This window comes from Pseudomonas sp. BIGb0164, from assembly GCF_024810135.1.
Classification (GTDB): Bacteria; Pseudomonadota; Gammaproteobacteria; order Pseudomonadales; family Pseudomonadaceae; genus Aquipseudomonas.
This window is the reverse complement of sequence record NZ_JANUEA010000012.1, coordinates 143,188-168,427: the sequence shown is the minus strand read 5'-3', so window position 1 is coordinate 168,427 and position 25,240 is coordinate 143,188. Positions and strand designations below refer to the sequence as shown.

Annotated in this window: 19 protein-coding genes; 5 read left to right on the top strand and 14 right to left on the bottom strand. The window is 62.4% G+C overall.

Going from position 1 to position 25,240, the window contains the following annotated elements:
• Window positions 1–139 precede the first annotated feature (139 nt).
• Window positions 140–1,783: an MFS transporter gene (locus M2394_RS27865; protein ID WP_178920884.1), complete on the top strand. Its 1,644-nt coding sequence runs from the start codon at window positions 140–142 to the stop codon at window positions 1,781–1,783.
• Complete coding sequence (locus M2394_RS27860) at window positions 1,780–2,925, top strand: HlyD family secretion protein (RefSeq protein WP_259175369.1); 1,146 nt, start codon at window positions 1,780–1,782, stop codon at window positions 2,923–2,925. The genes M2394_RS27865 and M2394_RS27860 overlap by 4 nt, the downstream gene beginning before the upstream one ends.
• Window positions 2,926–3,062: 137 nt before the next feature.
• On the opposite strand, the gene M2394_RS27855 is transcribed toward M2394_RS27860, so the two are convergent.
• The 8 genes from M2394_RS27855 to M2394_RS27820 form a co-directional block, all read right to left on the bottom strand.
• Window positions 3,063–3,923 (bottom strand): aldose 1-epimerase, encoded by an 861-nt coding sequence (locus M2394_RS27855; RefSeq protein ID WP_259175367.1) that lies wholly within the window; start codon window positions 3,921–3,923, stop codon window positions 3,063–3,065.
• Between the two features lie 11 nt (window positions 3,924–3,934).
• On the bottom strand, window positions 3,935–4,810 hold the full coding sequence (locus tag M2394_RS27850; protein WP_259175366.1) for an SMP-30/gluconolactonase/LRE family protein: 876 nt from the start codon (window positions 4,808–4,810) through the stop codon (window positions 3,935–3,937).
• Between the two features lie 3 nt (window positions 4,811–4,813).
• Window positions 4,814–5,638 carry an NAD(P)-dependent oxidoreductase gene (locus tag M2394_RS27845; RefSeq protein WP_178920876.1) on the bottom strand — a complete coding sequence of 275 codons (825 nt, stop codon included), beginning with the start codon at window positions 5,636–5,638 and terminating at the stop codon, window positions 4,814–4,816.
• A 226-nt stretch (window positions 5,639–5,864) separates the two neighbouring features.
• Window positions 5,865–7,127 carry an OprD family porin gene (locus tag M2394_RS27840; RefSeq protein ID WP_259175363.1) on the bottom strand — a complete coding sequence of 421 codons (1,263 nt, stop codon included), beginning with the start codon at window positions 7,125–7,127 and terminating at the stop codon, window positions 5,865–5,867.
• Window positions 7,128–7,822: 695 nt separating this feature from the next.
• Entirely contained in the window at window positions 7,823–8,677 is an 855-nt protein-coding gene (gene copD, locus M2394_RS27835; RefSeq protein WP_259175361.1) for a copper homeostasis membrane protein CopD, read from the bottom strand.
• Between the two features lie 3 nt (window positions 8,678–8,680).
• Window positions 8,681–9,046, bottom strand: coding sequence for a copper homeostasis periplasmic binding protein CopC (gene copC, locus M2394_RS27830; RefSeq protein ID WP_259175359.1), 366 nt, complete (start codon window positions 9,044–9,046; stop codon window positions 8,681–8,683).
• Window positions 9,040–9,507, bottom strand: a complete 468-nt coding sequence (locus tag M2394_RS27825; protein WP_178920869.1) for a GNAT family N-acetyltransferase — start codon at window positions 9,505–9,507, stop codon at window positions 9,040–9,042. Before M2394_RS27825 ends, copC begins: the two co-directional genes overlap by 7 nt.
• Before the next feature lie 95 nt (window positions 9,508–9,602).
• Window positions 9,603–10,466 (bottom strand): sensor domain-containing diguanylate cyclase, encoded by an 864-nt coding sequence (locus M2394_RS27820; RefSeq protein ID WP_259175357.1) that lies wholly within the window; start codon window positions 10,464–10,466, stop codon window positions 9,603–9,605.
• Between the two features lie 238 nt (window positions 10,467–10,704).
• Between M2394_RS27820 and M2394_RS27815 the strand changes: the two genes are divergently transcribed.
• A complete protein-coding gene (locus M2394_RS27815) occupies window positions 10,705–11,325 on the top strand; it encodes a TetR/AcrR family transcriptional regulator (protein ID WP_025854871.1) in 621 nt (206 codons plus the stop codon).
• Window positions 11,326–11,447: 122 nt separating this feature from the next.
• Here M2394_RS27815 and preA read toward each other — a convergent pair whose 3' ends face one another.
• The 3 genes from preA to hydA all read right to left on the bottom strand — a co-directional run bounded on the left by preA (window position 11,448) and on the right by hydA (window position 15,686).
• Entirely contained in the window at window positions 11,448–12,722 is a 1,275-nt protein-coding gene (gene preA, locus M2394_RS27810; protein WP_178920867.1) for an NAD-dependent dihydropyrimidine dehydrogenase subunit PreA, read from the bottom strand.
• On the bottom strand, window positions 12,722–14,089 hold the full coding sequence (locus M2394_RS27805) for an NAD(P)-dependent oxidoreductase (protein WP_259175351.1): 1,368 nt from the start codon (window positions 14,087–14,089) through the stop codon (window positions 12,722–12,724). Before M2394_RS27805 ends, preA begins: the two co-directional genes overlap by 1 nt.
• Before the next feature lie 157 nt (window positions 14,090–14,246).
• Entirely contained in the window at window positions 14,247–15,686 is a 1,440-nt protein-coding gene (gene hydA / locus M2394_RS27800; RefSeq protein ID WP_259175349.1) for a dihydropyrimidinase, read from the bottom strand.
• Window positions 15,687–16,277: 591 nt separating this feature from the next.
• Between hydA and M2394_RS27795 the strand changes: the two genes are divergently transcribed.
• Together M2394_RS27795 and M2394_RS27790 are read left to right on the top strand one after the other, a co-directional pair.
• On the top strand, window positions 16,278–17,765 hold the full coding sequence (locus M2394_RS27795; RefSeq protein WP_259175348.1) for an NCS1 family nucleobase:cation symporter-1: 1,488 nt from the start codon (window positions 16,278–16,280) through the stop codon (window positions 17,763–17,765).
• Between the two features lie 168 nt (window positions 17,766–17,933).
• Window positions 17,934–19,217, top strand: coding sequence for a Zn-dependent hydrolase (locus M2394_RS27790; RefSeq protein WP_259175347.1), 1,284 nt, complete (start codon window positions 17,934–17,936; stop codon window positions 19,215–19,217).
• Window positions 19,218–19,322: 105 nt separating this feature from the next.
• On the opposite strand, the gene M2394_RS27785 is transcribed toward M2394_RS27790, so the two are convergent.
• From M2394_RS27785 to M2394_RS27775, 3 genes are read right to left on the bottom strand one after another with little or no spacing between them, the layout of a single operon-like run.
• Window positions 19,323–20,741 (bottom strand): efflux transporter outer membrane subunit, encoded by a 1,419-nt coding sequence (locus tag M2394_RS27785; RefSeq protein ID WP_259175345.1) that lies wholly within the window; start codon window positions 20,739–20,741, stop codon window positions 19,323–19,325.
• Complete coding sequence (locus M2394_RS27780) at window positions 20,725–21,894, bottom strand: efflux RND transporter periplasmic adaptor subunit (protein ID WP_259175344.1); 1,170 nt, start codon at window positions 21,892–21,894, stop codon at window positions 20,725–20,727. Before M2394_RS27780 ends, M2394_RS27785 begins: the two co-directional genes overlap by 17 nt.
• A complete protein-coding gene (locus M2394_RS27775; protein WP_259175343.1) occupies window positions 21,884–25,105 on the bottom strand; it encodes an efflux RND transporter permease subunit in 3,222 nt (1,073 codons plus the stop codon). The genes M2394_RS27780 and M2394_RS27775 overlap by 11 nt, the downstream gene beginning before the upstream one ends.
• Window positions 25,106–25,240 lie beyond the last annotated feature (135 nt).

Here is a 25,240-nt window from a genome sequence, read left to right as displayed (position 1 = left end):
AAAACGATCACCCCCCTGTAGGAGCCGGCTTGTCGGCGATGAGGCCCTGGAGAACATTGTTGTTCTTAAAACTGTCATCGCCGGCAAGCCGGCTCCTACCTGTACACTGATCGCCAGCCTTGGATATCTAGATCTGCAAATGGACAAATACACCCCCCACGCCTGGGAACCCCACGAGCGCCCGAGCCTGCCCGGTTCGCCGTCGACGCCGTTGCACCCCACGCACAAGCGCTGGCTGTTCGCGATGGTGGGCGTGCTGGTGGCAATCACCGGGGGCTTGGGCAACGCGCTGGTGATTGCCAACCTGCAATACCTGCAAGGCGCCCTGGGCGCGACCACTGCCGAAATGGCCTGGCTGCCCGCCGCCTATGTGATGACCAACGTGTGCATGAACCTGCTGCTGGTGAAGTTTCGCCAGCAGTTCGGCCTGCGTGCGTTCACCGAGGTGTTCCTGGTGCTGTATGCCCTGGTGACCTTCGGCCACTTGTTCGTCAACGACCTGAGTTCGGCCATCGCGGTGCGTGCCGCTCACGGCATGGTGGGCGCGGCGCTCAGTTCCCTGGGCTTGTACTACATGATCCAGGCGTTCCCGGCCAAGTGGCGCTTGAAGGCGCTGGTGCTGGGCCTGGGCACGGCGCAGTTGGCGTTGCCTTTGGCCCGGCTGTTCTCCGAAGACCTGCTGCAAATCGCCGAATGGCGCGGCTTGTACCTGTTCGAACTGGGCATGGCGCTGATCTGCCTGGGCTGCGTGTTCCTGCTCAAGTTGCCGCCGGGCGACCGCTTCAAGACCTTTGAAAAACTCGACTTCCTCACTTTCGCCTTGCTCGCCACCGGCGTGGCGCTGTTGTGCGCGGTGTTGTCCCTGGGGCGTATCGACTGGTGGCTCGAAGCCCCGTGGATCGGCGTGGCGTCGGCCTGTTCCCTGGTGCTGATCATGGCCGGCCTGGCCATCGAGCATAACCGCAGCAACCCGATGCTGATGACCCGTTGGCTTGGCAGCGGGGTGATGATTCGGCTGGCGTTGGCGGTGATCCTGATTCGCATGGTGCTGTCCGAGCAGTCCACCGGCGCAGTGGGTTTCATGCAGATGCTGAACATGAGCTACCAGCAGATGCACACGCTGTACGTGGTGATGCTGGCCGGGGCGATTGCCGGGCTGGCCGTGAGCGCGTTGACCATCAACCCGGCGCACCTGTTGATGCCGTTGGTGATCTCCCTGGCGCTGATGGCGGTGGGGTCGGTGATGGACAGCTTTTCCAGCAACCTGACCCGCCCGGAAAACCTGTATATCAGCCAGTTCCTGCTAGGCTTCGGCGGGACTTTCTTCCTCGGGCCGACGATGGTGCTGGGTACGAAAAACGTGCTGACCAACCCGCGCAATCTGGTGAGTTTTTCGGTGATGTTCGGCATTTGCCAGAACCTCGGCGGCTTGATCGGCGCGGCGTTGCTGGGCACTTTCCAGATTGTGCGGGAGAAATTCCACTCCAGCATGATCGTCGAACACCTGACCCTGCTCGACCCACGTGTGGCCGCGCGGGTGAACAGTGGCGGCTCGGCCTACGGCGGCATCATCGCCGACCCCGAGCTGCGCAACCTCATGGGCATTCGCAGCCTGGCCACGGCCGCCACCCGTGAAGCGAACGTGATGGCCTACAACGATGTCTTCATGTTGATCGCGATCATCGCGATACTCACCATGATCTGGATCTTTATCCGCAGCTTGTGGCTGATGAGCACCACCCGAGCAGCCACTCCCGTTCAACCCAGCGGCGCACCTTCATGACCGAACCTTCCACCACGACCACCACCGCCATTGCCGCCACTCCGGAAGGCAGCACGCCCCCCGGCGCCGTGCCCACCGAGCTGCGGCCGTTGCGGGTACGCATTCTTTCGTCCCTGGGCTTTGCCGCGATTGCCGTCGTCGGCGTGCTGATCGTGCTGTACGCCTGGCAGCTGCCGCCGTTCAGCAGCGCGGTGGAAACCACCGAGAACGCCCTGGTGCGCGGTCAGGTCACGATCATCGGGCCGCAACTGAGCGGCTATGTGTTCGAAGTGCCGGTGCAGGACTTCCAGTACGTGAAGGCCGGCGACCTGTTGGTGCGCCTGGATGACCGCATCTACAAACAGCGCCTCGACCAGGCGCTGGCACAACTGGCGGTGCAAAAGGCCGCCTTGGCCAATGTGGTGCAGCAGCGCAACAGCGCCGAAGCCACGATCAAATTGCGCCAGGCTGCCTTGGCCGACAGCCAGGCGCAGTCGCGCAAAAGTACTGCCGACTTGCGCCGCAATGAAGAGCTGATCAGTGACGGCTCGGTGTCCAAGCGCGAGCTGGACGTGACCCGTGCGGCCAACGCGCAGACCATCGCCGCCGTGGCCCAGGCCCAGGCAAACCTGGAAATCGCGCGGCAGGACTTGCAAACAGTGATCGTCAATCGCGGCTCCCTGGAAGCGGCCGTCGCCAGTGCCGATGCGGCGGTGGAGCTGGCGCGGATCGACCTGTCCAACACGCGCATCACCGCGCCGCGTGACGGCCAGTTGGGGCAGATCGGCGTGCGGCTGGGGGCCTACGTCAACTCCGGCGCGCAGTTGATGGCGCTGGTGCCGCCGCAGTTGTGGGTGATCGCCAACATGAAGGAAACCCAGATGGACAACGTGCAGGTCGGCCAACCGGTGACCTTCACGGTGGATGCGCTGAACCACCGCAAATTCCACGGCACGGTGCAGCACATTTCCCCGGCCACAGGTTCTGAGTTCAGTCTGTTGCAGGCGGACAATGCCACCGGCAACTTTGTGAAGATCGCCCAGCGGGTGCCGGTGAGGATCACGGTAGATCCGGACCAGGCCGAGAGCGAACGGTTGCGGCCGGGGTTGTCGGTGGTGGTGAGTATCGACACGGCGGGGCGCCTGAAGAACAGCCCGCCTTGATCCCCTTTGGATCAAACCGCTGATTGCTTGATGTGGCGAGGGAGCTTGCTCCCGCTCGGGTGCGAAGCGCCCGCACGCTTTTTGGGGCTGCTTCGCAACCCAACGGGAGCAAGCTCCCTCGCCACAAACACCGATTCCTACAAGGGGCTGTATTTCAGGGTGAAGTTGAGGTGGCTGGACTGGCCTTGTTCCAGCAGTTTCAAGCCGGGTCTGCCGGGCAGGTGGTGGGCATTCACGGGATGGCTCACCGGTTCGATGCAGAAGAACTCCAGCCCCGGTGGGCAGTACAGTAAAAAGTAGTCGCTGCCTTCGGCTTGGCATTCCAGGGTGTAGCCCAGCTCCGGCTGTTCGATCACGCAGTGGCCGTCCCACTGGCAAAAGCCGTTGTCCACCAAGCCTTCGGGTAAACCCTTCAACTGTCGGAAATCCCACTCGGCAGGCACCGGTGCCAGCCCTGTGGGCAGCTTGGACGCATCACTCATCCACACGTGTGACGCCTTTGCCTGCAGCCGTGTCCCCGGTTTGCGCGGCAAGTAAGGATGCAATCCCAAACCATGCCATGCAGGCTGTGCCGCCAGATGGGTCACGCGTAATGCGATGATCAGTTCGCCACCCTCCAACCGAAACCGTTGCTCGGCGCGATAGGCGAATGGCGTGTCGCACTCCACCGCCAACACCACTTCATCGGCGGCCTGGCTGACCACCTGCCAAGCCTGTTGCCAGGCAGAGCCATGAATCGGCAATGGGTCGAGCGGGCTGTTGGGCGTCAACGCAAGCCAACCCCCCGGGTTATCAAAACCGCCGTCGGCAATCCGGTTGGACCAGGGCGCCAACGGGTAGCACCCCAGCTTGCCCGGCAAGCCGGTGTCCAGTGCCTGCGGGTCACTGTGGCGCAACAACGGCTGCCCGGTGGCGCGCACCCGCCAGTTGACGATACTGCCGCCCACGGCCGGGGCCAGGGTGAGGTGGGTGAGGGCGTCTTCGAGTTCGATCAGCATCGGCATTACACCTAAAGCGCGAAGGTCGGTTCTGCCAGGCCTTGCACGCCCGGGTTGAGGGCGAAAACGCCGCCGGACACGGACTGTTCGCTCTGGTCATCACGGATCGAGGTGACGAACAGGGTGTCCAGGCGGCTGCCACCAAAGGCGCACATAGTGGGTTTTTTCACCGGCACGGCCAGGGAGCGGTCGAGGCGACCGTCGGGAGTGAAGCGATGGATCAAGCCGGCGTCGTTGGCGCAGATCCAGTAGCAACCCTCGGCGTCCACCGCTGCGCCGTCGGGGCGGCCAGGGTAGGCATGCATGTCCACGAACACACGGCGGTTGGACGGCGTGCCGGTGTCGATGTCGTAGTCGAATGCCCAGATCTGTTGCACCAGCGGGTGCGAGTCCGACGCGTACAGCGTGCGCCCATCCGGGCTGAACGCCAGGCCGTTGAGGGTGATGAACCCGCCCAGTTGCGCATGGGGCGCGGTGCCGCTGGCATAGCGATACAGGGTGCCTTCGGCCGCGTTCAAGCCCATGTTCAACACCATGCTGCCGGCCCAGAACCGGCCCTGGCGATCGCAGCGCCCATCGTTCAGGCGCATGTCGGCGCGTGGGTGCTGCACGTTGGCCAACAGGGTGGTGTCGAGGCTGCCATCGTTGTGCGGCGTGAGTTGGAAAAAGCCGCTTTCCATCCCGGCCACCCAATTGCCCGTTTGCGTACGGGCAATGCAGGCGAGCATCTGCGGGGCTTTCCAAGCGGCAATATGCCCAGTGGCGGCGCTCCAGCGTTGCAGGCCGCCGTTGGGGATGTCCACCCAGTACAGCGCGTTTTCTTCAGGCACCCACACCGGGCATTCGCCCACCGCGTTGCGGGCGTCGACGATCAGTTCTGCACTCATGGCTCAATCGCCGAACGGGCCGGCCGCGCAGAAGGCGCCGCCCTGGTAGACCTTGGCCGGGTCATCGGCGGCCACCGGTGGCTGGGTTTCGACCTGTGCGCGGAACACTTCGGAGTTGTCCTTGGGGGCATAGCCCAAGTGGGCGGCGTAGCGGTTGTCCCACCAGGTGTCGAGGTTATCCGACATGCCGTAGACCACGGTGTGGCCGACGTCTGGCGTGTACAGCGCGCGTTCGAGCAGTTGGGTGAGGTCATCGAAACTCAACCAGGTATGCATCATGCGGCGGTTCTGCGGTTCCGGGAACGAGGAGCCGATGCGGATGCTCACGGTCTGGATGCCGTAGCGATCGAAATAGAAGCTGGCCATGTCTTCGCCGTAGGACTTGGAGAGGCCGTAGTAGCTGTCTGGGCGGCGTGGCGAATGGGCGTCGAGGATTTCGCCTTGCTTGTGAAAACCGATCACATGGTTGGAACTGGCGAAGATCACGCGCTTGACGCCATGGCGACGGGCGGCTTCGTAAATGTGGAAGATGCCGCTGATATTGGCGCCGAGGATCTCCTCGAACGGGCGCTCCACCGACACGCCGCCAAAGTGCAGGATCGCGTCGACGCCTTCCACCAGGTGGTGCACGGCTTGTTTGTCGGAGAGGTCGCAGGTGTGCACTTCTTCATGGGCGCCGGCTGCGGGGGCCATGGCGGCGATGTCCGAGAGGCGCAGCACCTGGGCATAAGGGCGCAGGCGTTCGCGCAGGACTTTACCCAGGCCACCGGCAGCGCCGGTCAGCAGCAGGCGGTTGAAGGGAACGGGTGCAGTAGTCGTGGTGGTCATGGGCGTTCCATTATTGTTGTAGGTTGTCGTATGACTTTGCCAAAGTATCCTTATGGATCCCCCACGTTGTCAACGCTCCTACCTCTGCATGACATTCAAATGTGGGAGGGGGCTTGCCCCCGATGGCGGTGGATCAGTGGGACGATCTGTTGACTGACACTCTGTCATCGGGGGCAAGCCCCCTCCCACATGGGTTTCGCAGCGGTTGATAGATCGTTGCCAAGCGTTAAAGCAGAGAGAGGGGGTAGCTGATAAACAGCCGGTTCTCATCAAATTCATTGTTGCTGAAGTCCCGGCGCAGCGACGAATTCCTCCAGCGCAGGTTCAGGTCCTTCAGCGTACCGCTTTGGATGGTATAGGCCAGCTCCGATTCACGGCCCCATTCCTTACCATCGGTGATCGCCCCGGTGTGCACGTTACTGCCGCTGATGTAGCGGTTCATCATGGTCAGCCCGGGAATGCCCAGCACCGCGAAGTTGAAATCATGGCGCACCTGCCAGGATTTTTCCTTGGCGTTGTCGTAGCTGGCGTTATAGCTGTCGTTGGCCAGCGTGCCGCCGCTGGTGCCGTTGACCTTCATCCACACGCTGTCGCCGGTGAGTTTCTGCAGGCCCACGTAAAAGGCATTGCCCTTGTATTTGGCCGAGAGCAGCGCGGAAAAGGTCTTGTTGTCGAGATCACCCGCCAGGGCGCGTCCGTCTTCCTTGCCGGTGAAGTAACCGAGGTTGGCGCCCAGGGTCCAGTCACCGACCGGCTGGCTGTGGGTCAGGTTGAAATAGCGTTGCTGGTAGATGTCGGAAAGCTCGGCGTACCACACGCCTACTTGGGTGCGCTTGTTATTGAAGCTGTATTCACCGCCGCCGAAGTTGAAGCGGTCGGAGGTGAAGGCGGCTTTGCCGTTCATGAACAGGTCTTCCATGCTCGCGTCGTTGCGCGGGCTGTTGCCGCGAAACTGCCCGCCGTAGAGGGTCAGGCCGGCGATTTCGTTGGAAGTGACTTGGCCACCCCGGAAGGTCTGTGGCAGGGAACGGCCGTCATCGGAGCGCAGGATTGGCAGCACCGGCATCCATTCGCCGACTTTCAATTCGGTCTTCGACAGCCGGGTCTTCAGCGCCACGCCCAAGCGCCCGAAGTTGTCGGCCGGGCGCCCATCATCGTGGATCGGCAACAATTGGGTGCCACCGGTGCCTTTGCCGCCATCGAGTTTCTGCGAGTACAGGCCCAGCACATCCAGGCCAAAACCGACCGTGCCCTGGGTGAAGCCGGAGCGGGCGTCGAGGATGAAGTTTTGCGTCCACTCCTGGGCCTTGGCCTGGGGGTAGGTGGGGTTGGTGAAGTTGCGATTGAAGTAGGCATTGCGCAGGTTGAGCGTGGCCGTGGCGTCGTCGATAAAACCGTCGGCGTGGGTGGTCAGGGGTAGGGTGCAAACCAGGCTGCCGAGACCGAGAAGGCCGATACGCGAGGAGGAATTGCGGGCGAATGGACTCACAGTGAAACTCCCTTTTATTTGTTGTTTTTATTATTTGTCGTACGTCGTCGTACAACATTGCGCGGATATTTACGGGGTTTTCGTGGGGTGTCAAGCAGAAGTTATACGATGACTATGGCCGCACGGATCAAAATGCGGGCACGGTTTCTGTGGGAGCTGGCTTGTCGGATCGCCGCACCGCTGCGATGGCCTCAACCGGGTATGTCTGATTCACCGAGTTGCCTGCATCGCCGGCAAGCCAGCTCCTACACGTACCTGCTTTTGATCCAACCACTCAGGTCGGCTTTCAGGCCGCCGTGCTCTTGCTTTTGATCTTGATTTTGATCTTAGGCGCCCCGTTAACCACGCTGGCCGAACGCAGGCTTGAATCCGCGGGTAACCCGGCAGGACGCCGGGTTAGCCGTCCTGGGCCAAGGATGGCCCATGACGGCGGCCCACGGATTCAAGCCGGAGTGAGGGAACACCGAGCCTAGGCGAGGTGCCGAGTGGTGGGGCAAGAGCCTTTTGGTTACTTTTGGCTGGGCCGGCATCCCGGCTCTTTCCAAAAGTGACCCGCTGTAAGAGCGGAACCCATATCAGCCGTTACCTAAATAACGGATATGCACTCGATCCTAGTCGCCAGACATACCGCCTTCGCAGGCAAGTCGAACCGTCGCACCGCAGCTCCCACAGTGATGGCATTTCAACGTGGATTTTTAACCCGCCATGACCATCGGCGGCAGGGTACCGAGCAAGGAAACCGCGGCCACTGCACCAATACCCAGCGCCCATTCCAGCATCACGCTGGCCCTCAAGCTGCCTACGCGCTCCTCGCAGCGCTCGATGCGCAGACGGTTGAGCAACGCCAGGGCAAGCATCCCCAACACCAGCATCACCTTGATCAGCAGAATCAAGGCAAACCCACTGAACAAAGGCGTCGGCCACAGTTGCCCGGTCAGCACGCGCACATTGATCAAACCGGTCACCAACAACCCTACGACCAAGCCATACCCCACGCCGCTGAAGCGCCGCAGGATCGGCTCCAGCCGGTGGCCCTGCGGTTGGCGCAGGATCAACACCAGCACCAGCAGGCCACCCAGCCACGTGCCGACACACGCCAGGTGCACCACCTGGTTGAGGATCAGCAGTTGCCCGCTAATCCCGTCGAGCATGGCGCCATGCCCCACCGGGGCGAGTGTCACCAGCAGGGCGATCAACGGCAGGCGCAGCGCAGGCCAGGGTTTGATCAGCGCCAGCACCAGAAGCAGGTTGAACAGCAGGTGCCAGGCCCACACCTGGCCGAAGAAGGTTTTGCCCAGCACCAACTGCACGGTGGCCGGTTGCAAGGCCGCGTCCCAACTGCCCGCCATGCTGGCGGTGATCAACAGTAGCCACGCTACGCCAGAAAACAGCCCGACCCAGGCCAGGGCGCGGGTGATGCGCAGCAGGCGCCGGTCCAGTGCCGGCTGCGGTTCAGCGCCGAGCAGCCAGGGCCTAAAGACACAGGCCCCGAACATCAGCAACACGACGATGAAATGCAGGAAGCGACACAGCACCAGCAGGGTCGCCATGGGTTATTGGCCGACCTTGAAGCTGTATTCACCGTTGCTCTTGTGGGTGTCGACCGAGACAGCGTTCCACACCACTTTGTAGTTGCCGGCAGCCAGCGGGGCGGCCGGTGTCACCACCAAGACTTTCTTGTCGGCGTCCGGCGTTTCCAGGCCCTTGATGGCGATTTCGGTGCCGTCCTTGCTCAGGGAGACCTTGGTGAACGTGGCTTCGACGCCTTCGCTGAAGGTCAGGCGCAGGTCGGCCGGGGCGGCGACGGTGCTGTCGGCGGCAGGGGTGGCGCTCTTGAGGTGAGCGTGGGCGAACGCTGCCGAGGCTCCCAGCAGGGAGGCGAGCAGCGCGGCAGTGGTGAGGGTTTTCTTGATCAGCATGGTTCAGCACCTTCAGGTGAGAGAGTCGGTAACGCCAAGTGCAGCAAGGGAAAGGGCTTGCCTTCGCCATCCAGCGGCGAACGCGCGACCTGGATGAAACCATAGTGCAGGTAGAACCCCACGGCCTGGGGGTTCTGTTCGTTGACGTCCACCGTCAGGGTGTCGTGGCGGGCGCGGGCGTGGTCCAGCAGCTGGCGGCCAATACCCTGGCCACGGCGCGCAGGCTCGATGAAGAGCATCTCCACATTGTGCCCACCGGTGCCGATAAAACCGGCGACGCCGGCGCTGTCTTCATACACCCACACGTCGAGGGCGGGCATGGGCAGGTACGTATCACGCACCAGAGGCAGCAAGCGTTGAATGTCATCCTCGGGGAGGAAGTCATGGGTGGCTCGCACCGAGCGCTCCCACAGTGCTCCCAGCACTGGGTCGTCGGCGGCCACGCGAGGTCGAATAGTCATGGCAGTGATCCTTCATTGGGATCGCGATCCTAACCAATCCGATTTCCAGGGGAAAGGCTCGTACAGGAAGTTTCACCTGGCTTGCACGCGGCTCTTCACTCCGCCGCAAGCCTGCGCCGTTTTGTCTGGTACATGTCACCGTCGGCATGGCTGAGCAGCGTATCGGCGTCCTCACCGTCCGCTGGATAAAACGCCACGCCGATGCTGCAGGACGGCATCTTGACCCCTTCGAAGCCTGCGCCCAACGGTTCTGCCATGACCGCGAGGATCTGGGTCACTTTCGCGTAAACGGCGTCCTGGGACTGGATATCCGTCAGCAGCACCGTGAATTCATCCCCGCCCATCCGCGCCACCAGGTCGCCCTCACGCACACAGCGTTCCAGCCGTCGTGCAATCACGCAGAGCACCCGGTCGCCCACGCCATGGCCATGCACGTCGTTGATGCCCTTGAAGTCGTTGACGTCCAGAAACAGCAACGCCAGGGTGCTATTTTGCCGTTGCGCGGCCTGAAGGGCCGTGTCCAGCCCGTCATTGAACAGCGAGCGGTTGGTCAGCGCCGTCAGCGGGTCGTGATGGGCGAGGAAACGCAGTTCCTCCTCGGCCTGGGTGAGGGCCGTGACGTCCCGTGCAACGCCGATCCGCGCACCCACCTCTTCGGACCAGAAGGCGGCCCACAGGATGTGCACGACACTGCCGTCCTTGCGGATATAGCGGTTGCGGAAGTCGACATGGGGTTTGCCGTTCATGACCCGCACGATGGAGGCCCGGGTGCGCGCCAGGTCCTCAGGGTGCATGTAGTCGGTGATGAGGGTGCCGGTCAGTTCGTCGGCACGGTAACCGAGCAATGCTTCACAGGCATCGCTCACAAATACGATGTGGTTGTTGCTTTCGACCACGAAGACCGTGTCCAGCATCAGGTGAATCAATTTTGGATAGAGGGCTTGCAGGTCAACGGCCATAGGTCAGGGGTCCGGTTCAGATGTGCCGATCATAGCCCGTTCACAAGGCAGGACGCCGAGGAAAACTGCAGCCTTTGCGCCGCAAAAGTCGATCTGTCGATCAACGGCATGTCCGGGCAATCGGCTGCGTAAGCCGAAGTTGGGGCAGCAGGTGTGTGGCCTAATGTGTCTGTTCATGATGTGATGGCGCACGTGCCGTTTGAAGCGTCCATAGACAGTGAGTGGGTTTGCAGCCTTTATGGGTAATCACAAGATCGGAATTCGTCGAGTCAACGTCGAGAAAATCCTGCTGGCGGCGGAGAAAATCTTCGCCGAAAAAGGCTATGGCAGCACCGCCATGGCCGACATTGCCGAAGAAGTGCAACTGCCGCGTTCCAACCTGCATTACTACTTCACCACCAAGAGCGAACTGTACAGCGCGGTGCTGTTCGACTTGCTGGAAGTGTGGAAGCAGGACGCCCTGAGTTTCGAAACCTTCGATGACCCACGGGTGGTGCTCAGCAGTTACATCCGCGCCAAGATGCAGCGTTCGCGCACGCGGCCGTATGGATCCAAAGTCTGGGCCAACGAGATCATCCATGGCGCGCCGACGCTCGGTGAGGCGCTGGATGAAAGCCTGTACGACTGGGCCAAGATGAAGGAAGCGAAGATTCGCCAGTGGGTGGAGGACAAACGCATCCTGCCGGTGGAGCCGTCGAGCCTGCTGTATATGATCTGGGCATCGACCCAGCACTATGCCGACTTCGATCACCAGGTGAAGATCCTGAATGACCACCAGCCGTTGTCGGACATGCAGTTCGAGAAGGCGATACAGACGGTGACGAGTGTGATCTTGCGGGGGATTGGGTTGGAGCCTTGATTTTTGTGGTGGACCTAAGGGCCCCTTCGCGAGCAGGCCCGCTCCCACAGTTGACCGCGTTATAGAGGGAGGAATGCAGTCGAATGTGGGAGCGGGCTTGCTCGCGAAGGCGGTCTAAAGGGCTACACCGCCTCCCGGTAGGGATTCCTAGGATCCTGCGTCCAATTCAAAAACGGTTTGCCGGTGTCCATCGGCACCATCTCGATACAGTCCGCCACCGGGCAGGTGATCTGGCACAGGTTGCAGCCCACGCACTCTTCATCGATCACCTCATATTTGTGCGTGCCATCCGCCAATTTCACGCTTTCGATGGCCTGGTGTGAGGTGTCTTCACAGGCGATATGGCAACGCCCACAACCAATACAGGCTTCCTGGTCGATCTTGGCGATCACCTGGTAGTTGATATCCAGGTACTTCCAGTCTGTGGTGTTGCCCACCGCCCGCCCGGAAAATGCCTGCAAGTTGTTGTAACCCTGACTGTCCATCCACCGCGACAACCCATCCTTCATCTCCTCGACAATCCGGAACCCATGCAGCATCGCCGCCGTGCACACCTGCACCGCGCCGCAGCCCAGCGCGACGAATTCCGCCGCATCGCGCCAGTTGCCGATGCCGCCAATGCCGCAAATCGGCAGGCCCTGGGTCTGCGGGTCGCGGGCGATTTCGGCGACCATGTTCAGCGCGATCGGCTTGACCGCTGAGCCGCAATAGCCGCCGTGGGTGCTTTGGGTACCGACCACCGGCAGGGCGACCATGCGTTCCAGGTCGACGCTGGTGATGGAGTTGATGGTGTTGATCAGCGACACCGCGTCCGCCCCACCGCGATACGCCGCCCGCGCGGCCACGCGGATATCGGTGATGTTCGGCGTGAGCTTGACGATCACCGGCAGCGAACAATAGGTCTTGCACCAGCGTGTTACCTGTTCCACATACTCCGGCACCTGGCCGACCGCCGCACCCATGCCGCGCTCGGGCATGCCGTGGGGGCAACCGAAGTTCAGCTCGATGCCATCGCAACCGGTGGCTTCCACCAGGGGCAGGATGTTTTTCCACGATTCCTCTACGCACGGCACCATTAGCGACACGATCAGTGCGCGGTCCGGCCAATCCTTTTTCACCTGGGTGATTTCCCGCAGGTTGATCTCCAGGGAGCGGTCGGTGATCAACTCGATGTTGTTGATGCCCAGCACTTCACGGTTGGCGCCGTAATGGGCCGAATAGCGTGACGACACGTTGACCGCCGCCGGGTCTTCACCGAGGGTTTTCCACACCACGCCGCCCCAGCCGGCTTCGAAGGCGCGCACCACGTTGTAGGCCTTGTCGGTGGGCGGCGCAGAGGCCAGCCAGAAGGGGTTGGGGGCTTTGATACCGGCAAATACAATCGAGAGATCGGCCATTACGCAGCCTCCACAGTCAGCATGAGTTGGGCGTGCATGGCCTCGGCGGCCAGCTTGCCGTGTTGCACCGCCTGCACGGTGAGGTCCTGGCCGAGGCTGACGCAATCGCCTCCGGCGTACACCCCGGGAACGCTGGTTTGCAGGTGCTCATCGACGAAGATCCGCTCGCCCACGCGGTGCAGCTGCTGGGCCAGCGGGTCGTGCAGTGCCGCGTTGTCGAAGCCCTGGCCGATGGCCTTGAAGATCGCATCGGCGGCCAACTCGAAGGTTTCGCCCGTGGGGTGCAGGCGGCCGTTTTCCATGCGCGTGCGCAAGAAACGCATGCCGCGCACATGGCCCCGATCATCCAGCAGGACTTCTTCGGGTTGCGCCCAGGTCAGCAGGCGGACCTGGTTGGCCTTGGCAATGTCCTGCTCATGGTGGGTGGCGCCCATGTCCGCCAGGCCACGGCGGTACACCAGGTTGACGTCGCGGGCGCCGAGGCGGGCCATCTGCACGGCCATGTCGATGGCGGTGTTGCCGGCACCGAGCACGATGCAGCGGTCGGCCAGGGGCAGTTGCGTGAGGTCATCGGCCTGGCGCAGTTCACGGATGTAGTCGGTGGCGGCGAGCAAGCCGGGGGCGTCCTCATGGGGCAGGCCGAGCTGTTTGCTGGCGGCCAGGCCGAGGCCGAGGAACACCGCGTCGAACTGCTGGTGCAGTTCGCTCAAGGTGAGGTGGTCGCCCAGGCGTTGGCCATGGCGAATCTCGATGCCGCCAATCTGCAGCAGGAAATCCAGCTCCTTCTGGGCGAAGTCATCCACCAGCTTGTACTTGGCGATCCCGTATTCATTCAGGCCACCGGCTTTTTCCCGGGCTTCGAAGATCACCACGTCATGGCCGTGCATCGCACTGCGGTGGGCACAGGCCAGGCCCGCAGGCCCGGCGCCGATCACCGCGATGCGCTTGCCGGTCGACGCGGCGCGATGAAACGGATGCTCGGTGAAGTGTGCGTTGTCCACCGCGTAGCGCTGCAACAGGCCGATCAGCACCGGGGCGCATTCTTCGGCGTTGTTACGCACACAGGCTTGCTGGCAGAGGATTTCGGTGGGGCACACCCGCGCACAACTGCCGCCGAGGATGTTGGCCGAGAGGATCTTCTGCGCGGCGCCTTGGATGTTTTCGGTGTGGATGTTGCGGATGAACGACGGGATATCGATCTCGCTGGGGCATGCGTTCACACACGGCGCGTCGTAGCAATACAGGCAGCGCGAGGCTTCCAGTTGGGCCTGGCGCGCGTTGAGCGGCGGCGCCAGGTCGGTGAAGTGGCTGGCGAGCGTTGCCCCGTCTTCATGGGGATGGGGGAGGTGGGTCAGGGTCTGGATCACGGGTTTGGCCTCACGGTTTTTTTGGATTGCCTCTAAGTGGGCATTTTTTGTTGCCTGTACTGGCCTCTTCGCGAGCAAGCCCGCTCCCACATTCGACCCCATTTTGTCTGGGGGAACGCGGTCGAATGTGGGAGCGGGCTTGCTCGCGAATGCGGTATCAGCGGTTTACAGCCACGGGCCTGGAATGCTCAGCCCGCTTGCTCAACTGCTCAAACACCGCCGGATACGCCGGCCGCTCCACATACCGCCCGGCCCCGCGTTCGGCACGCAGGTCACCGTCGGCCCACACCAGCTTGCCCTGGCTGATGGTGTGGCTCGGCACGCCGCGCACGGTCTTGCCTTCGAAGATGTTGAAGTCGACTTGCTGGTGGTGGGTCTTGGCGGAAATGGTCCGCGTACCCTCGGGGTCCCACAGCACCAGGTCGGCATCGGCGCCGACGCGGATCGCACCTTTGCGGGGGTAGAGGTTGAAGATCTTGGCGGTGTTGGTGGAGGTCAGGGCGACGAATTCCTGCATCGACAAGCGCCCGCTGTTGACGCCTTCGTCCCACAACACGGCCATGCGGTCTTCGATACCTGCCGTGCCGTTGGGGATCTTGCTGAAGTCGTCCCGGCCAGCGGCTTTTTGTTCGGCGCAGAAGCAGCAATGGTCGGTGGCGGTGGTGTGCAGGTTGCCCGATTGCAGACCATGCCACAGCGCTTCCTGGTGCCCGCGCGGGCGGAACGGCGGGCTCATCACATAGCCCGCTGCGGTCTGCCAGTCGGGGTGCTGGTACACGCTGTCGTCCAGCAGCAGGTGGCCGGCGAGCACTTCGCCATAGACCGGCTGGCCTTTGCTGCGGGCGTAGGTGATTTCATCCAGCGCTTCCTTGGTCGACACATGCACCAGGTACAGCGGGGTGCCGATGGTCTCGGCAATGCGGATCGCCCGGCTGGCCGCTTCGCCCTCAACTTGCGAGGGCCGCGACAACGGGTGCGCTTCCGGCCCGGTGATGCCCTGGGCCATCAGCTTGCGTTGCAGGTGATACACCAGCTCGCCGTTTTCCGCGTGCACGGTGGGCACGGCGCCCAGTTCCAGGCAGCGCTCGAAGCTCGCCACCAGGGTGTCGTCGGCCGCCATGATCGCGTTCTTGTAGGCCATGAAATGCTTGAAGCTGTTGATGCCGTGGTGGCTGACCAGCTCGGCCATTTCCTCGCGCACCTGCTCGCTCCACCAGGTGATCGCCACGTGAAAGCCGTAGTCGGAGGCGGACTTTTGCGCCCAGCCGCGCCATTGATGAAACGCCTCCAGCAACGACTGCTGCGGGTTGGGGATCACAAAGTCGATGATCGAGGTAGTGCCACCGGCCAGGCCAGCGGCGGTGCCACTGAAAAAGTCTTCGCTGGCCACGGTGCCCATGAAGGGCAGTTGCATATGGGTGTGGGGATCGATGCCGCCCGGCATCAGGTATTGACCGCTGCCATCGAGTACTTCAGTGCCGGCGGGAATATCCAGGTTCGTACCAATAGCCCGAATTAGACCGCCTGCGCATAAAACATCGGCGCGGTAACTTTCATCATGGGTAATAACGGTGGCGCCACGGATCAACAGCGACATGTCGAGTTCCTCACAGGCTTGACCGGCTTGTGCCAGTTCTAAGTGTTGTAATGCTGCTTACCGATGGTCGGTTAATTCCTGTCATCGGTGACAGGAATAGAAACTAGCCCGAGTTTTTCGATTGGGCAAGAAGATTTTTTATAAGCTTATATCGTATTCAAAGTATTGATTTATAAGGATTAAAAATTATTTTCACCAAAATGAAGCGCTGTCTCACCATTTTGACGCACTTGACAGGTTCTTAAATTGAGCAACATTTCTTATTGCAAATCAGACGCTTGAGACATGCCCCTTGACGGGCATGGGAAATAAAAATAATTGTGTTGCACCAGATTGAGTCCTGACAGTTCGGATAACTTCCGCGTGATTTAGCCTGAGTCACGCAGCAAGTACCCAGGGCCCAATCGGAAAGCTGATAAACATCAGTACGTTATATAAACGGTGCGGTTCCGGTAACGGTTGTCGGCACGGTTATTGAGTGCAGTGGCGGCTGGCCGGGCCTGTGATGTCATGTTGTTTACGAGGTACTCCGGCCACCTGGCGTGATGCGTTGGGTGAGCAAAAATAATTCGAAAAAACCGTGGAGCGGCCATGCAACAGAACAGATCGCAAGTCATTGAGCGCAACGGCCTGTACGAACTCGACGCCGGCCCCGACGTCCTCGACAGCCCTCGCTACAACCACGACATGGCACCGACCAAGGTGCACGAACGAACCTGGAACAAATGGCACATCACCGCCCTGTGGGTCGGCATGTCGATCTGCGTGCCCACCTACACCTTGGGCGGGGTGCTCACGGCGTATTTCGGCTTGTCGGTGGGCGAGGCGCTGATGGCGATCTTGCTCGCGAACATCGTGGTGCTGATCCCGCTGACCCTCAACGCCTTCCCCGGCACCAAGTACGGCATTCCGTTCCCGGTGTTGTTGCGGTCCTCCTTTGGCATCCTCGGCTCCAACGTGCCGTGCCTGATCCGCGCGCTGGTGGCCTGTGGCTGGTTCGGCATCCAGACGATGTTCGGCGGGCTGGCGATCCACCTGTTCCTGGGCTCGATCTTCGAGGGCTGGAAGTCCCTCGGCGGCACCGGCGAGGTGATCGGCTTCATGATCTTCTGGACGCTGAACCTGTGGGTGGTGCTGCGTGGCGCCGAGTCGATCAAGCGCCTGGAAACCCTCTCGGCACCGCTGCTGGTGGCGGTGGGCATCGGCCTGCTGGTGTGGGCGATGCCCAATGTGTCCATCAGCGAGTTGATGGCGATCCCGCCCAAGCGTCCCGAAGGCGCGAGCCTCACCGGTTACTTCATGGCCGGCCTCACCGCCATGGTCGGTTTCTGGGCCACCCTGTCGCTGAATATTCCGGACTTCAGTCGTTATGCGAAAAGCCAGAAGGACCAGATCCTCGGGCAGATTTTCGGCCTGCCGCTGACCATGTTCCTGTTCGCCGCCCTCGGCGTGATCATGACCGCCGCGTCGGTGAAGCTGGTGGGCGTGAGCGTGTCCGACCCGGTGACGCTGATCGGGCATATCCAGAGCCCGGTTTGGGTGGCCATTGCCATGGCGCTGATCATCATCGCCACCTTGTCCACCAACACCGCGGCGAACATCGTCTCGCCCACCAACGACTTCCAGAACATCGCGCCGAAGCTGATCAACCGCACCACGGCGGTGATCCTCACCGGGCTGGTGGGGCTGGCGCTGATGGCCCATGAGCTGCTGAAAAAGCTTGGGCTGATCGTGTCCGACGTGAGCCTGGAGACCGTGTATTCCAACTGGTTGCTGGGCTACTCCAGCCTGCTGGGACCCATCGCCGGGATCATGGTGGTGGACTATTTCATCACCCGCAAACAGCAACTGGACCTGGCCGGTTTGTACCGCGATGACGTGTACCCGGCGTGGAACTGGAGCGGTTTTATTGCCTTCGGCGTGCCGGTGGTGCTGACGTTGCTGTCCCTGGGCAGTGATGCGTTCAGTTGGTTCTACAGCTATGGCTGGTTCACCGGTTCGGCATTGGGCGGCTTGATGTATTACGGCCTGAATGCCAAGCGTGCGGCCCGTCCAGTGACCGCCAAATCCCCGTTGTAACCGAAGTGGAATGCAATCCACATGTGGGAGCGGGCTTGCTCGCGAATGCGGTGCATCAGTTATCGAAAGTGTTGCCTGAAAGACCGCTTTCGCGAGCAAGCCCGCTCCCACATTTTTGATCGAGTTACGCTCGTTCAACCTATAAAAATGTAGCCTGAGGAGATCCCCATGAACGCTGCCCTCGACGTTCTGCAATCCACCCATCAGCACATCAACCGCGACCGTTTGTGGCAGTCCCTGATGGACCTGGCCAAGCTCGGTGCCACGCCCAAGGGCGGCGTGTGTCGCCTGGCCCTTACCGACCTCGACCGCAAGGCCCGCGACCTGTTCGTGCAATGGTGCGAAGCGGCGGGCTGCACGGTGACCGTCGACGGTATCGGCAATATTTTTGCCCGTCGCCCCGGGCGCAATCCCAACCTGCCACCGGTGATGACCGGCAGCCATATCGACACCCAACCCACCGGTGGCAAGTTCGACGGCTGCTTCGGCGTGCTGGCCGGCGTGGAAGTGCTGCGCACCCTCAACGATCTGAACGTGGAAACCGAGGCACCGCTGGAGGTGGTGGTGTGGACCAATGAAGAGGGCTCGCGCTTCCCGCCGTGCATGATGGGTTCGGGGGTGTTTGCCGAAAAATTCACCCTGGCCGATACCCTGGCCAAGGTCGATGCTGACGGCGTCAGCGTGGGCGATGCGTTGAATGCGATTGGCTATGCGGGAACGCGCGCCGTCAGTGGGCACAAAGTCGGTGCTTACTTCGAAGCGCACATCGAACAAGGCCCGATCCTTGAGGATGAACAGAAAACCATCGGCGTGGTGCTGGGGGCGCTGGGCCAGAAGTGGTTCGACCTGAAGCTGCGCGGCGTGGAAGCCCACGCGGGACCTACCCCGATGCACCTGCGCAAGGACGCCCTGGTGGGCGCGGCGGCGGTGGTGGCCGCGGTGAATGCGGCGGCGCTGGGCCATCAGCCGCATGCGTGCGGCACCGTGGGGTGCCTGCAGGCGTATCCGGGGTCGCGCAATGTGATTCCGGGTGAGGTGCGCATGACCCTGGATTTCCGTCACTTGGAACCGGCACGTTTGGACTCGATGATTGCCCAGGTGCGCAAGGTGATCGATGAGACCTGCGCCAAACATGGCTTGAGTTTTGAGATGGAGCCCACAGCGGATTTCCCGCCGTTGTACTTCGATAAAGGCTGCGTGGAGGCGGTGCGCGATGCGGCGAATGGGCTGGGCCTGTCGAACATGGACATCGTCAGCGGGGCAGGGCACGACGCGATTTTCGTGGCCGAACTGGGCCCGGCGGGGATGATCTTCGTGCCGTGTGAGGGGGGCATTAGCCATAACGAAATCGAGAATGCTGCGCCGGATGACCTGGCGGCGGGGTGTGCAGTGTTGTTGCGGGCGATGGTTGCCGCGTCCGCCGCGATTGCCAGTGGCAAGCTCGCTGCCTGAAATACCGTCATCGCAGCGATGCGGCGACCCGACAAGCCAGCTCCCACATTGAACGGTGTGAACCCGATCAAATGTGGGAGCGGGCTTGCGCGCGAAGGCGTTAGATCAGGCGCCGGATTGCCAGCCACCGCCCAGCGCTGTGACTAAGCCGACGCTGGCTTGCAACTGCCGCGTCTGCACCGCCTGCAACGTGCGCTGTGCCTGCAACGCGGCGGTCTGCGCGGTCACCACATCCAGGTAACTCACTGCCCCCGCCTGGTAACTGTTCATCGCCAGCGCCTGGGTGTGCTGCGCCGCATCCGCCGCGGCTTGTTCATCCTGGGCTTCCTGCTGCAGATCTCGCAGTTGCGCCAGGTTATCTTCCACCTCGCGGATGGCTTTCAGCACATGGCTGCGGTACTGCGCCGAAGCTTCTTCGAATTCGGCTTTGGCCTGACGCTCATTAGCGCTCAAACGGCCGCCATCGAAGATCGGCAAATTGACCAATGGCCCCAGCGCCCAATAACGATTACCCGCCGAAAACAGGTTGCCGACCCCCTGCGTCTGCCCGCCAATCAACACGGTCAAACTAAAATCCGGGTACCACGCCGCCTTGGCCACGCCGATGTTGGCGTTGGCGGCAAACACCCGGCGTTCCGCCGCAGCAATGTCCGGGCGCCGTTGTAGCAGGTGGCTCGGCAGCTGCGATGGAATGCCGGGCAACGCGATTAATTGCTGGCTTGGCGGCAGCGTGAAGGTGCTGGCGGCTACCCCCACCAGTTCGCCAATCGCATGCTCGGTCAGGTTGCGCTGGCCGCGTACTTCATCCAGTTGAGCCTTGGCTTCGGCCAGTTGGTTTTGCGCGCGGGTCAGGTCCAGCTCCGAGGCAATCTGGCCTTCGTAGCGGCTGCGGGTCAGTTGCAATGCCTGGCTGAAATCGTCCAACGAGCTGTTGAGAATCCGCGCCTGGGCATCCAGGCCGTTGAGCTGTACGTACAAGGTCGCCAACTGATGCTGCAGGCTCAAACGCGCCACGGCCAGGTCATCGCCAGACGCTTGCGCCTGGGCATCACCGGCTGCCACCTGGTTGCGGATTTTGCCCCACAGGTCCAGGTCATAGCTCAACGAAAACCCGGCGGTGTTGCTGTTGTACACCGACGGCTGCGTGCTGCCACGCAACGGTCGCGTGTCCGATTGCCGCTGGCGCAGGGGTTGTGCGCTGGCGGTGAGCTGCGGGAACAAGCCGGCATGCAGCTGGCTGGCGTAGGCCTGGGACGCATCAAAGTGCGCCAACGCTGCGGCCAGGTCCGGGTTGGCTTTGAGCAGCTGTTGTTGCAACGCGCTCAGGCGCGGGTCGTTGTAGAGCTTCCACCATTCGGGTGCCAACTGGTCGGACGGCTGCGCGCTGTGCCACGGGCCGTCGCTGGTCTGTTCGCGATAGCCGGCGGGCAGGTCCACGCTTGGCACCGTGTAGGTGGGCGCCATCGAGCAGCCTTGCAGCGCCAGCAGCATCAGGGCCGCGAGGGGCTTAAGCCTTGGGCGCATGCGCACCTCCTGCGGCATCGGCCAGTTGCACCGGGTCACCTTCGCGCAGGGCATCGGGCGGGTTGTCGACGATACGGTCGGCGGGCTTGAGGCCCTGGTCGATCACCAGGCGTTCGCCGAGGTCGAGGCCGATGTGGATGTTTTGCAGGTGCACGTGGTTCTGCGCGTCCAGTACCGCCACTTGGGTGCCTTGGGCGCGGAAGATCAGCGCGCTGGCCGGGATGCTCACGCCATGGGTGTCGGCCGGGATCGGCAGCGTGGCTTCGGCGTAGTCACCGGGCAGCAATTCACCGTTGGGGTTATCGGCCACGAACTGCGCGAGCAGGGTGCCGGAGCGGCGGTCGATGGCAGTGGAGTCGCCGATCAGGCGCGCCTTGAAGTGCTCGCCCGGGTGCTCGGGCACGGTCAGCTCAGCTTCGAGGCCTGGGTGGATCACTGCTGCATAGTTCTGCGGCACCGGCACGTACAGGCGCAGTTGGTGGGTGTCGGCGATGTTGAACAGCTCCGGGTCGCTGTCGGTATCGGCCTTGATCAACTGGCCGATGTCGGTGTTGCGTGCGGTGATGGTGCCGGCGAATGGCGCGCGGATGGTCTTGTAGCTTTCCAGTGCCGACAACCGTGCGTAGTCGGCAGCGGCGGCTTCGGCATTGGCTTTGGCCGCGGCGGCGTTGGAGGTCTTTTCATCGGCCTCCTGGCGCGACACTGAATGGCTGGCCAACAGGTTTTGCCAGCGCGTGGCGGTGGTTTGTGCCAGGCGCGCATTGGCTTGTTCCTGCATCAGCCGGGCGTGGGTTTGCGCCAGTTGCTGGTCCAGGTCAGGGCTGTCGATTTCGGCGAGGACTTGCCCGGCTTTGACCTGGGTGCCGATGTCGGCTTTCCAGTCCTTGAGGTAGCCGCTGACCCGGGCGTGGATCGGCGCCTTGCTCCAGGCTTCCAGGTGCGCCGGCAAGCGCAGCGTGTCACCGGCCGCATTTTGCTTGGGCTGGAACACCATCACCTGGGGGATGGCGGCAGTTTCCGTCCAGGCGGTCACCGATTGTTCGTGCATCGTGCGGGCGTGCAGGCCGTTGGCGACCAACAGGGCGGCCAGAGTCAGGCCGCCGACACCCATGAGCATCAGACGCTTGCGCGAGGGTTTGTGATCAGACGACATGTGAAGTTTCTCCAGCAACAGCGCGAGTAGGATGACGCCCGTGGACCAGGCTGAAGACCACGGGAACAAACAGCAGGGTGGCGACGGTGGCGAAGATCAAGCCACCGATCACCGCCCGGCCGAGGGGGGCGTTTTGTTCTTGGGAAATCGCCAGTGGCAGCATGCCGATGATCATGGCCAGGGCGGTCATGCACACCGGGCGAAAGCGCGTATAGCCGGCTTCCATCGCAGCCTTCAGTGCGTCGCCGTGTTCGGCCAGGCGCTCACGGCAGAAGCTCACCACCAGGATCGAGTTGGCCGTGGCCACGCCCATGCACAGGATGGCCCCGGTGAGGGCCGGCACCGACAACGACGTGCCGCTGAGGAACAGCATCCACACGATGCCAGCCAACGCAGCGGGCAGCGCGGTGATGATCACAAACGGGTCGGCCCAGGACTGGAAGTTGACCACGATCAGCAGGTAGATCAGCACCACCGCACCAAGCAGGCCGAAGCTCAGGCCGCTGAAGGCTTCATGCAGCGCATCGATCTGCCCGTGCAGGCTGATCACTGCGCCTTTGGGGCGCATGGAGGCGGTGTCATCCAGCACTTTTTGCACGTCGCGGGCCACGCCGCCCAAGTCACGGCCTTGCACGTTGGCGTACAGGTCCAGGGTCGGTTCGATGTTGTAGTGGGTCACCACCGCCGGGCTCTGCACCCGCGAGATGGTGGCCACGCCGCCGAGGATCTGCGACTGGCCATCGGCACCGGTCACCGGCAAGGCCTCCAGGGTCGGCAGGCTGTCGAGGCGGTATTGCGGGGTGGCGGCGACGATCGAGTACGACACGCCGTTGGCCGGGTTGAGCCAGAAGGTTGGTGCCACTTGGGAGCTGCCGGCGAGGGAAGCGACCATGCTGTTGGTCACGTCACGCTCGGTGATGCCCAGGCCATTGGCGCGCATGCGGTCCACGTTCACTTGCAGCGACGGGTAGCCGGTGGACTGCTGGATGCGCAGGTCGGCGATGCCCGGTACGTGTTGCAGGCGACGCTCCAGTTCCACCGCGTAGGCGCGGTTTTCTTCATCGCGGCGCCCGGAGATTTTTACGTCCAGCGGGGCGGGGGCGCCGAAGTTGAGGATCTGGCTGCTGATGTCGGCGGGCAGGAAGGCGAAGTGGCTGCCGGGGAAGCTTTCGGGCAGGGCTTCGCGCAATTTCTTCACGTAGTCGGCAGTCGGCGCATGGTCTTTTTTCAAGGTGACCTGGATGTCGCCGTCCTGCGGGCCGATGGTGCCGCTGCTGCTGTAGGCCATGTCGATGCCGCTGAGGGGAATGCCGATGTTGTCGACGATGGTGTCGAGTTCTTCGGCCGGGATCACTTCGCGGATCCGCGCTTCAATGCGGTCGAAGGCGGCCGCGCTTTCTTCAATGCGCGTGCCGAGTGGCAGGCGCACGTGCAGGGCGAGGGCGCCGGCGTCGGTGGCCGGGAAGAAGTCCTGGCCCAGGCTTGGCAGCAGCAGGAACGAGGCAAGCACGCAGCCCAGGAACCCGACGATAAAGCGCTTGCGATGGGCCAGCGCCAAGGTCAGCAGACCGTGGTAGGTGTCACGGATATTCGAGAAGTGGCGCTCGAAACCTTGCTGGAAATTCAGCACCGCTTGCAGCACGGCATTGCGCGGTTTGGTGTGCTGCTCGCCTTCGTGGTGGTTGATGAACTCATCTTCCGGGTGATGCCCTGGCCCTTGCTCCGGCACATGGGGCTTGAGCAGGAACATCGCCAGGGTCGGCACCAGCGTACGCGACAGGATGAACGAGCTGGCCATGGCAAAGATCACCGCCAGGGCCATCGGCCGGAACAGGTAGCCGGCGATGCCTTGCAGCAGGAACATCGGCACGAACACGATGCAGATGCACAGCAGCGAGACGAACGCTGGGCCGACGATTTGCGCGGCGCCATCGAGGATCGCGGTCTTCACCGCCTTGCCTTGTTCCAGGTGCCAGTTGATGTTTTCGATGGTCACCGTGGCGTCGTCCACCAGAATCCCCACCGCCAGCGCCAGCCCGCCGAGGGTCATGACGTTGAGGGTTTGCCCGGTGGCGGCCAGCAGGGCGATGGCCGAGAGCACGGCCAGGGGAATCGAGGCGGCGATGATCAGCGTCGACCGCCAGCTGCCGAGGAACAGCAGGATCATCGCACTGGTCAGCAGGGCGGCGATGATGCCTTCCTGGGCCACGCTGCCGACCGATTCTTTCACGAACACCGAGGCGTCACCCAGCAGCGAGGTCTTCAGCGACGGCGGCAGGGTTTCGTTGATGCGCGGCAGCATCTGGCGGATGCCGTCGATGATCGACAGGGTGGAGATGCTGCCGTTTTTCAGCGCCGGCATCAGCACGGCGCGGTGGCCGTCGACGCGCACGATGTTGGTCTGCGGTGGCGAACCGTCACGCACGTGGGCCACCTGGCCGATGGTGATCAGCGCACCGTCGACGGTCTTGATCGGCAGGTCGTTGAGTTCATCGATGGCCTTGGGGCTGTTGTTGAGCAGGATCGTGTATTCGTTGGGGCCGAGCTTGGCGGTGCCCACCGGGATGATCTGGTTCTGCAGCGCGAGTGCGTTGCCCACGTCCTGCGCCGACAAGCCTTTGGCTGCGAGCGCCTGCGGGTCGAGGTCCAGGGTGATCTGGCGTTGCTTGCCGCCCATGGGCGTGGGCATGGCCAGGCCGGGCAGGGCGCTCAGGGGCAGGCGGATGTTGTTCTGCACCAGGTCGCGGATCTTGGCTTCCGACAGGCTGGGGCTGGAGAACGCCATCTGCAGGATCGGCACGGTGGAGGCGCTGTAGTTGAGGATCAGCGGCGGTGTGATGCCCGGTGGCATCTGCTTGAGGACGGTTTGTGAAACGGCCGTCACTTGGGCGTTGGCGGTGCGGATATCCACGCCGGGTTGGAAGAAGATCTTGACGATGCCCATGCCGGGCAGCGATTGCGATTCGATGTGTTCGATGTCGTTGACGGTGGTGCTCAGGGAGCGTTCGTAGGTGTAGATCACCCGACCGGCCATGGCGTCCGGCGACAGGCCGTTGTACTGCCAGACCACGGCGACCACGGGGATGCCGATATCGGGGAAAACATCCGTAGGGGTTCGCAGGGCCGCCATCGGCCCGATGATGCAGATGAATATGGCCAACACGATAAACGTGTACGGCTTTTGCAGTGCGGTCTTTACCAGCCCGAGCATGCGTGAACCTCCATTGGAGCAGGATTGCAAACCCCGGCAGTCTTGCCCGACCCACCTAACACGCGCCTTTCAGCGAGGTGAAGGAACATTTAGTTAAGGGCTGAAGATCGTTTCATATGTATTCATTTGTTCTAC

Excerpts from the sequence above, each read along its gene's own strand:
- preA (WP_178920867.1), bottom strand. The coding sequence starts at position 12,722 with ATGGCCGATCTCTCGATTGTATTTGCCGGTATCAAAGCCCCCAACCCC.
- M2394_RS27850 (WP_259175366.1), bottom strand. The coding sequence starts at position 4,810 with ATGAGTGCAGAACTGATCGTCGACGCCCGCAACGCGGTGGGCGAATGC.
- M2394_RS27775 (WP_259175343.1), bottom strand. The coding sequence starts at position 25,105 with ATGCTCGGGCTGGTAAAGACCGCACTGCAAAAGCCGTACACGTTTATC.
- M2394_RS27825 (WP_178920869.1), bottom strand. The coding sequence starts at position 9,507 with ATGACTATTCGACCTCGCGTGGCCGCCGACGACCCAGTGCTGGGAGCA.
- copD (WP_259175361.1), bottom strand. The coding sequence starts at position 8,677 with ATGGCGACCCTGCTGGTGCTGTGTCGCTTCCTGCATTTCATCGTCGTG.
- hydA (WP_259175349.1), bottom strand. The coding sequence starts at position 15,686 with ATGTCGCTGTTGATCCGTGGCGCCACCGTTATTACCCATGATGAAAGT.
- M2394_RS27820 (WP_259175357.1), bottom strand. The coding sequence starts at position 10,466 with ATGGCCGTTGACCTGCAAGCCCTCTATCCAAAATTGATTCACCTGATG.
- M2394_RS27780 (WP_259175344.1), bottom strand. The coding sequence starts at position 21,894 with ATGTCGTCTGATCACAAACCCTCGCGCAAGCGTCTGATGCTCATGGGT.
- M2394_RS27855 (WP_259175367.1), bottom strand. The coding sequence starts at position 3,923 with ATGCTGATCGAACTCGAAGACGCCCTCACCCACCTCACCCTGGCCCCG.
- copC (WP_259175359.1), bottom strand. The coding sequence starts at position 9,046 with ATGCTGATCAAGAAAACCCTCACCACTGCCGCGCTGCTCGCCTCCCTG.
- M2394_RS27785 (WP_259175345.1), bottom strand. The coding sequence starts at position 20,741 with ATGCGCCCAAGGCTTAAGCCCCTCGCGGCCCTGATGCTGCTGGCGCTG.
- M2394_RS27865 (WP_178920884.1), top strand. The coding sequence starts at position 140 with ATGGACAAATACACCCCCCACGCCTGGGAACCCCACGAGCGCCCGAGC.
- M2394_RS27815 (WP_025854871.1), top strand. The coding sequence starts at position 10,705 with ATGGGTAATCACAAGATCGGAATTCGTCGAGTCAACGTCGAGAAAATC.
- M2394_RS27795 (WP_259175348.1), top strand. The coding sequence starts at position 16,278 with ATGCAACAGAACAGATCGCAAGTCATTGAGCGCAACGGCCTGTACGAA.
- M2394_RS27845 (WP_178920876.1), bottom strand. The coding sequence starts at position 5,638 with ATGACCACCACGACTACTGCACCCGTTCCCTTCAACCGCCTGCTGCTG.
- M2394_RS27790 (WP_259175347.1), top strand. The coding sequence starts at position 17,934 with ATGAACGCTGCCCTCGACGTTCTGCAATCCACCCATCAGCACATCAAC.
- M2394_RS27860 (WP_259175369.1), top strand. The coding sequence starts at position 1,780 with ATGACCGAACCTTCCACCACGACCACCACCGCCATTGCCGCCACTCCG.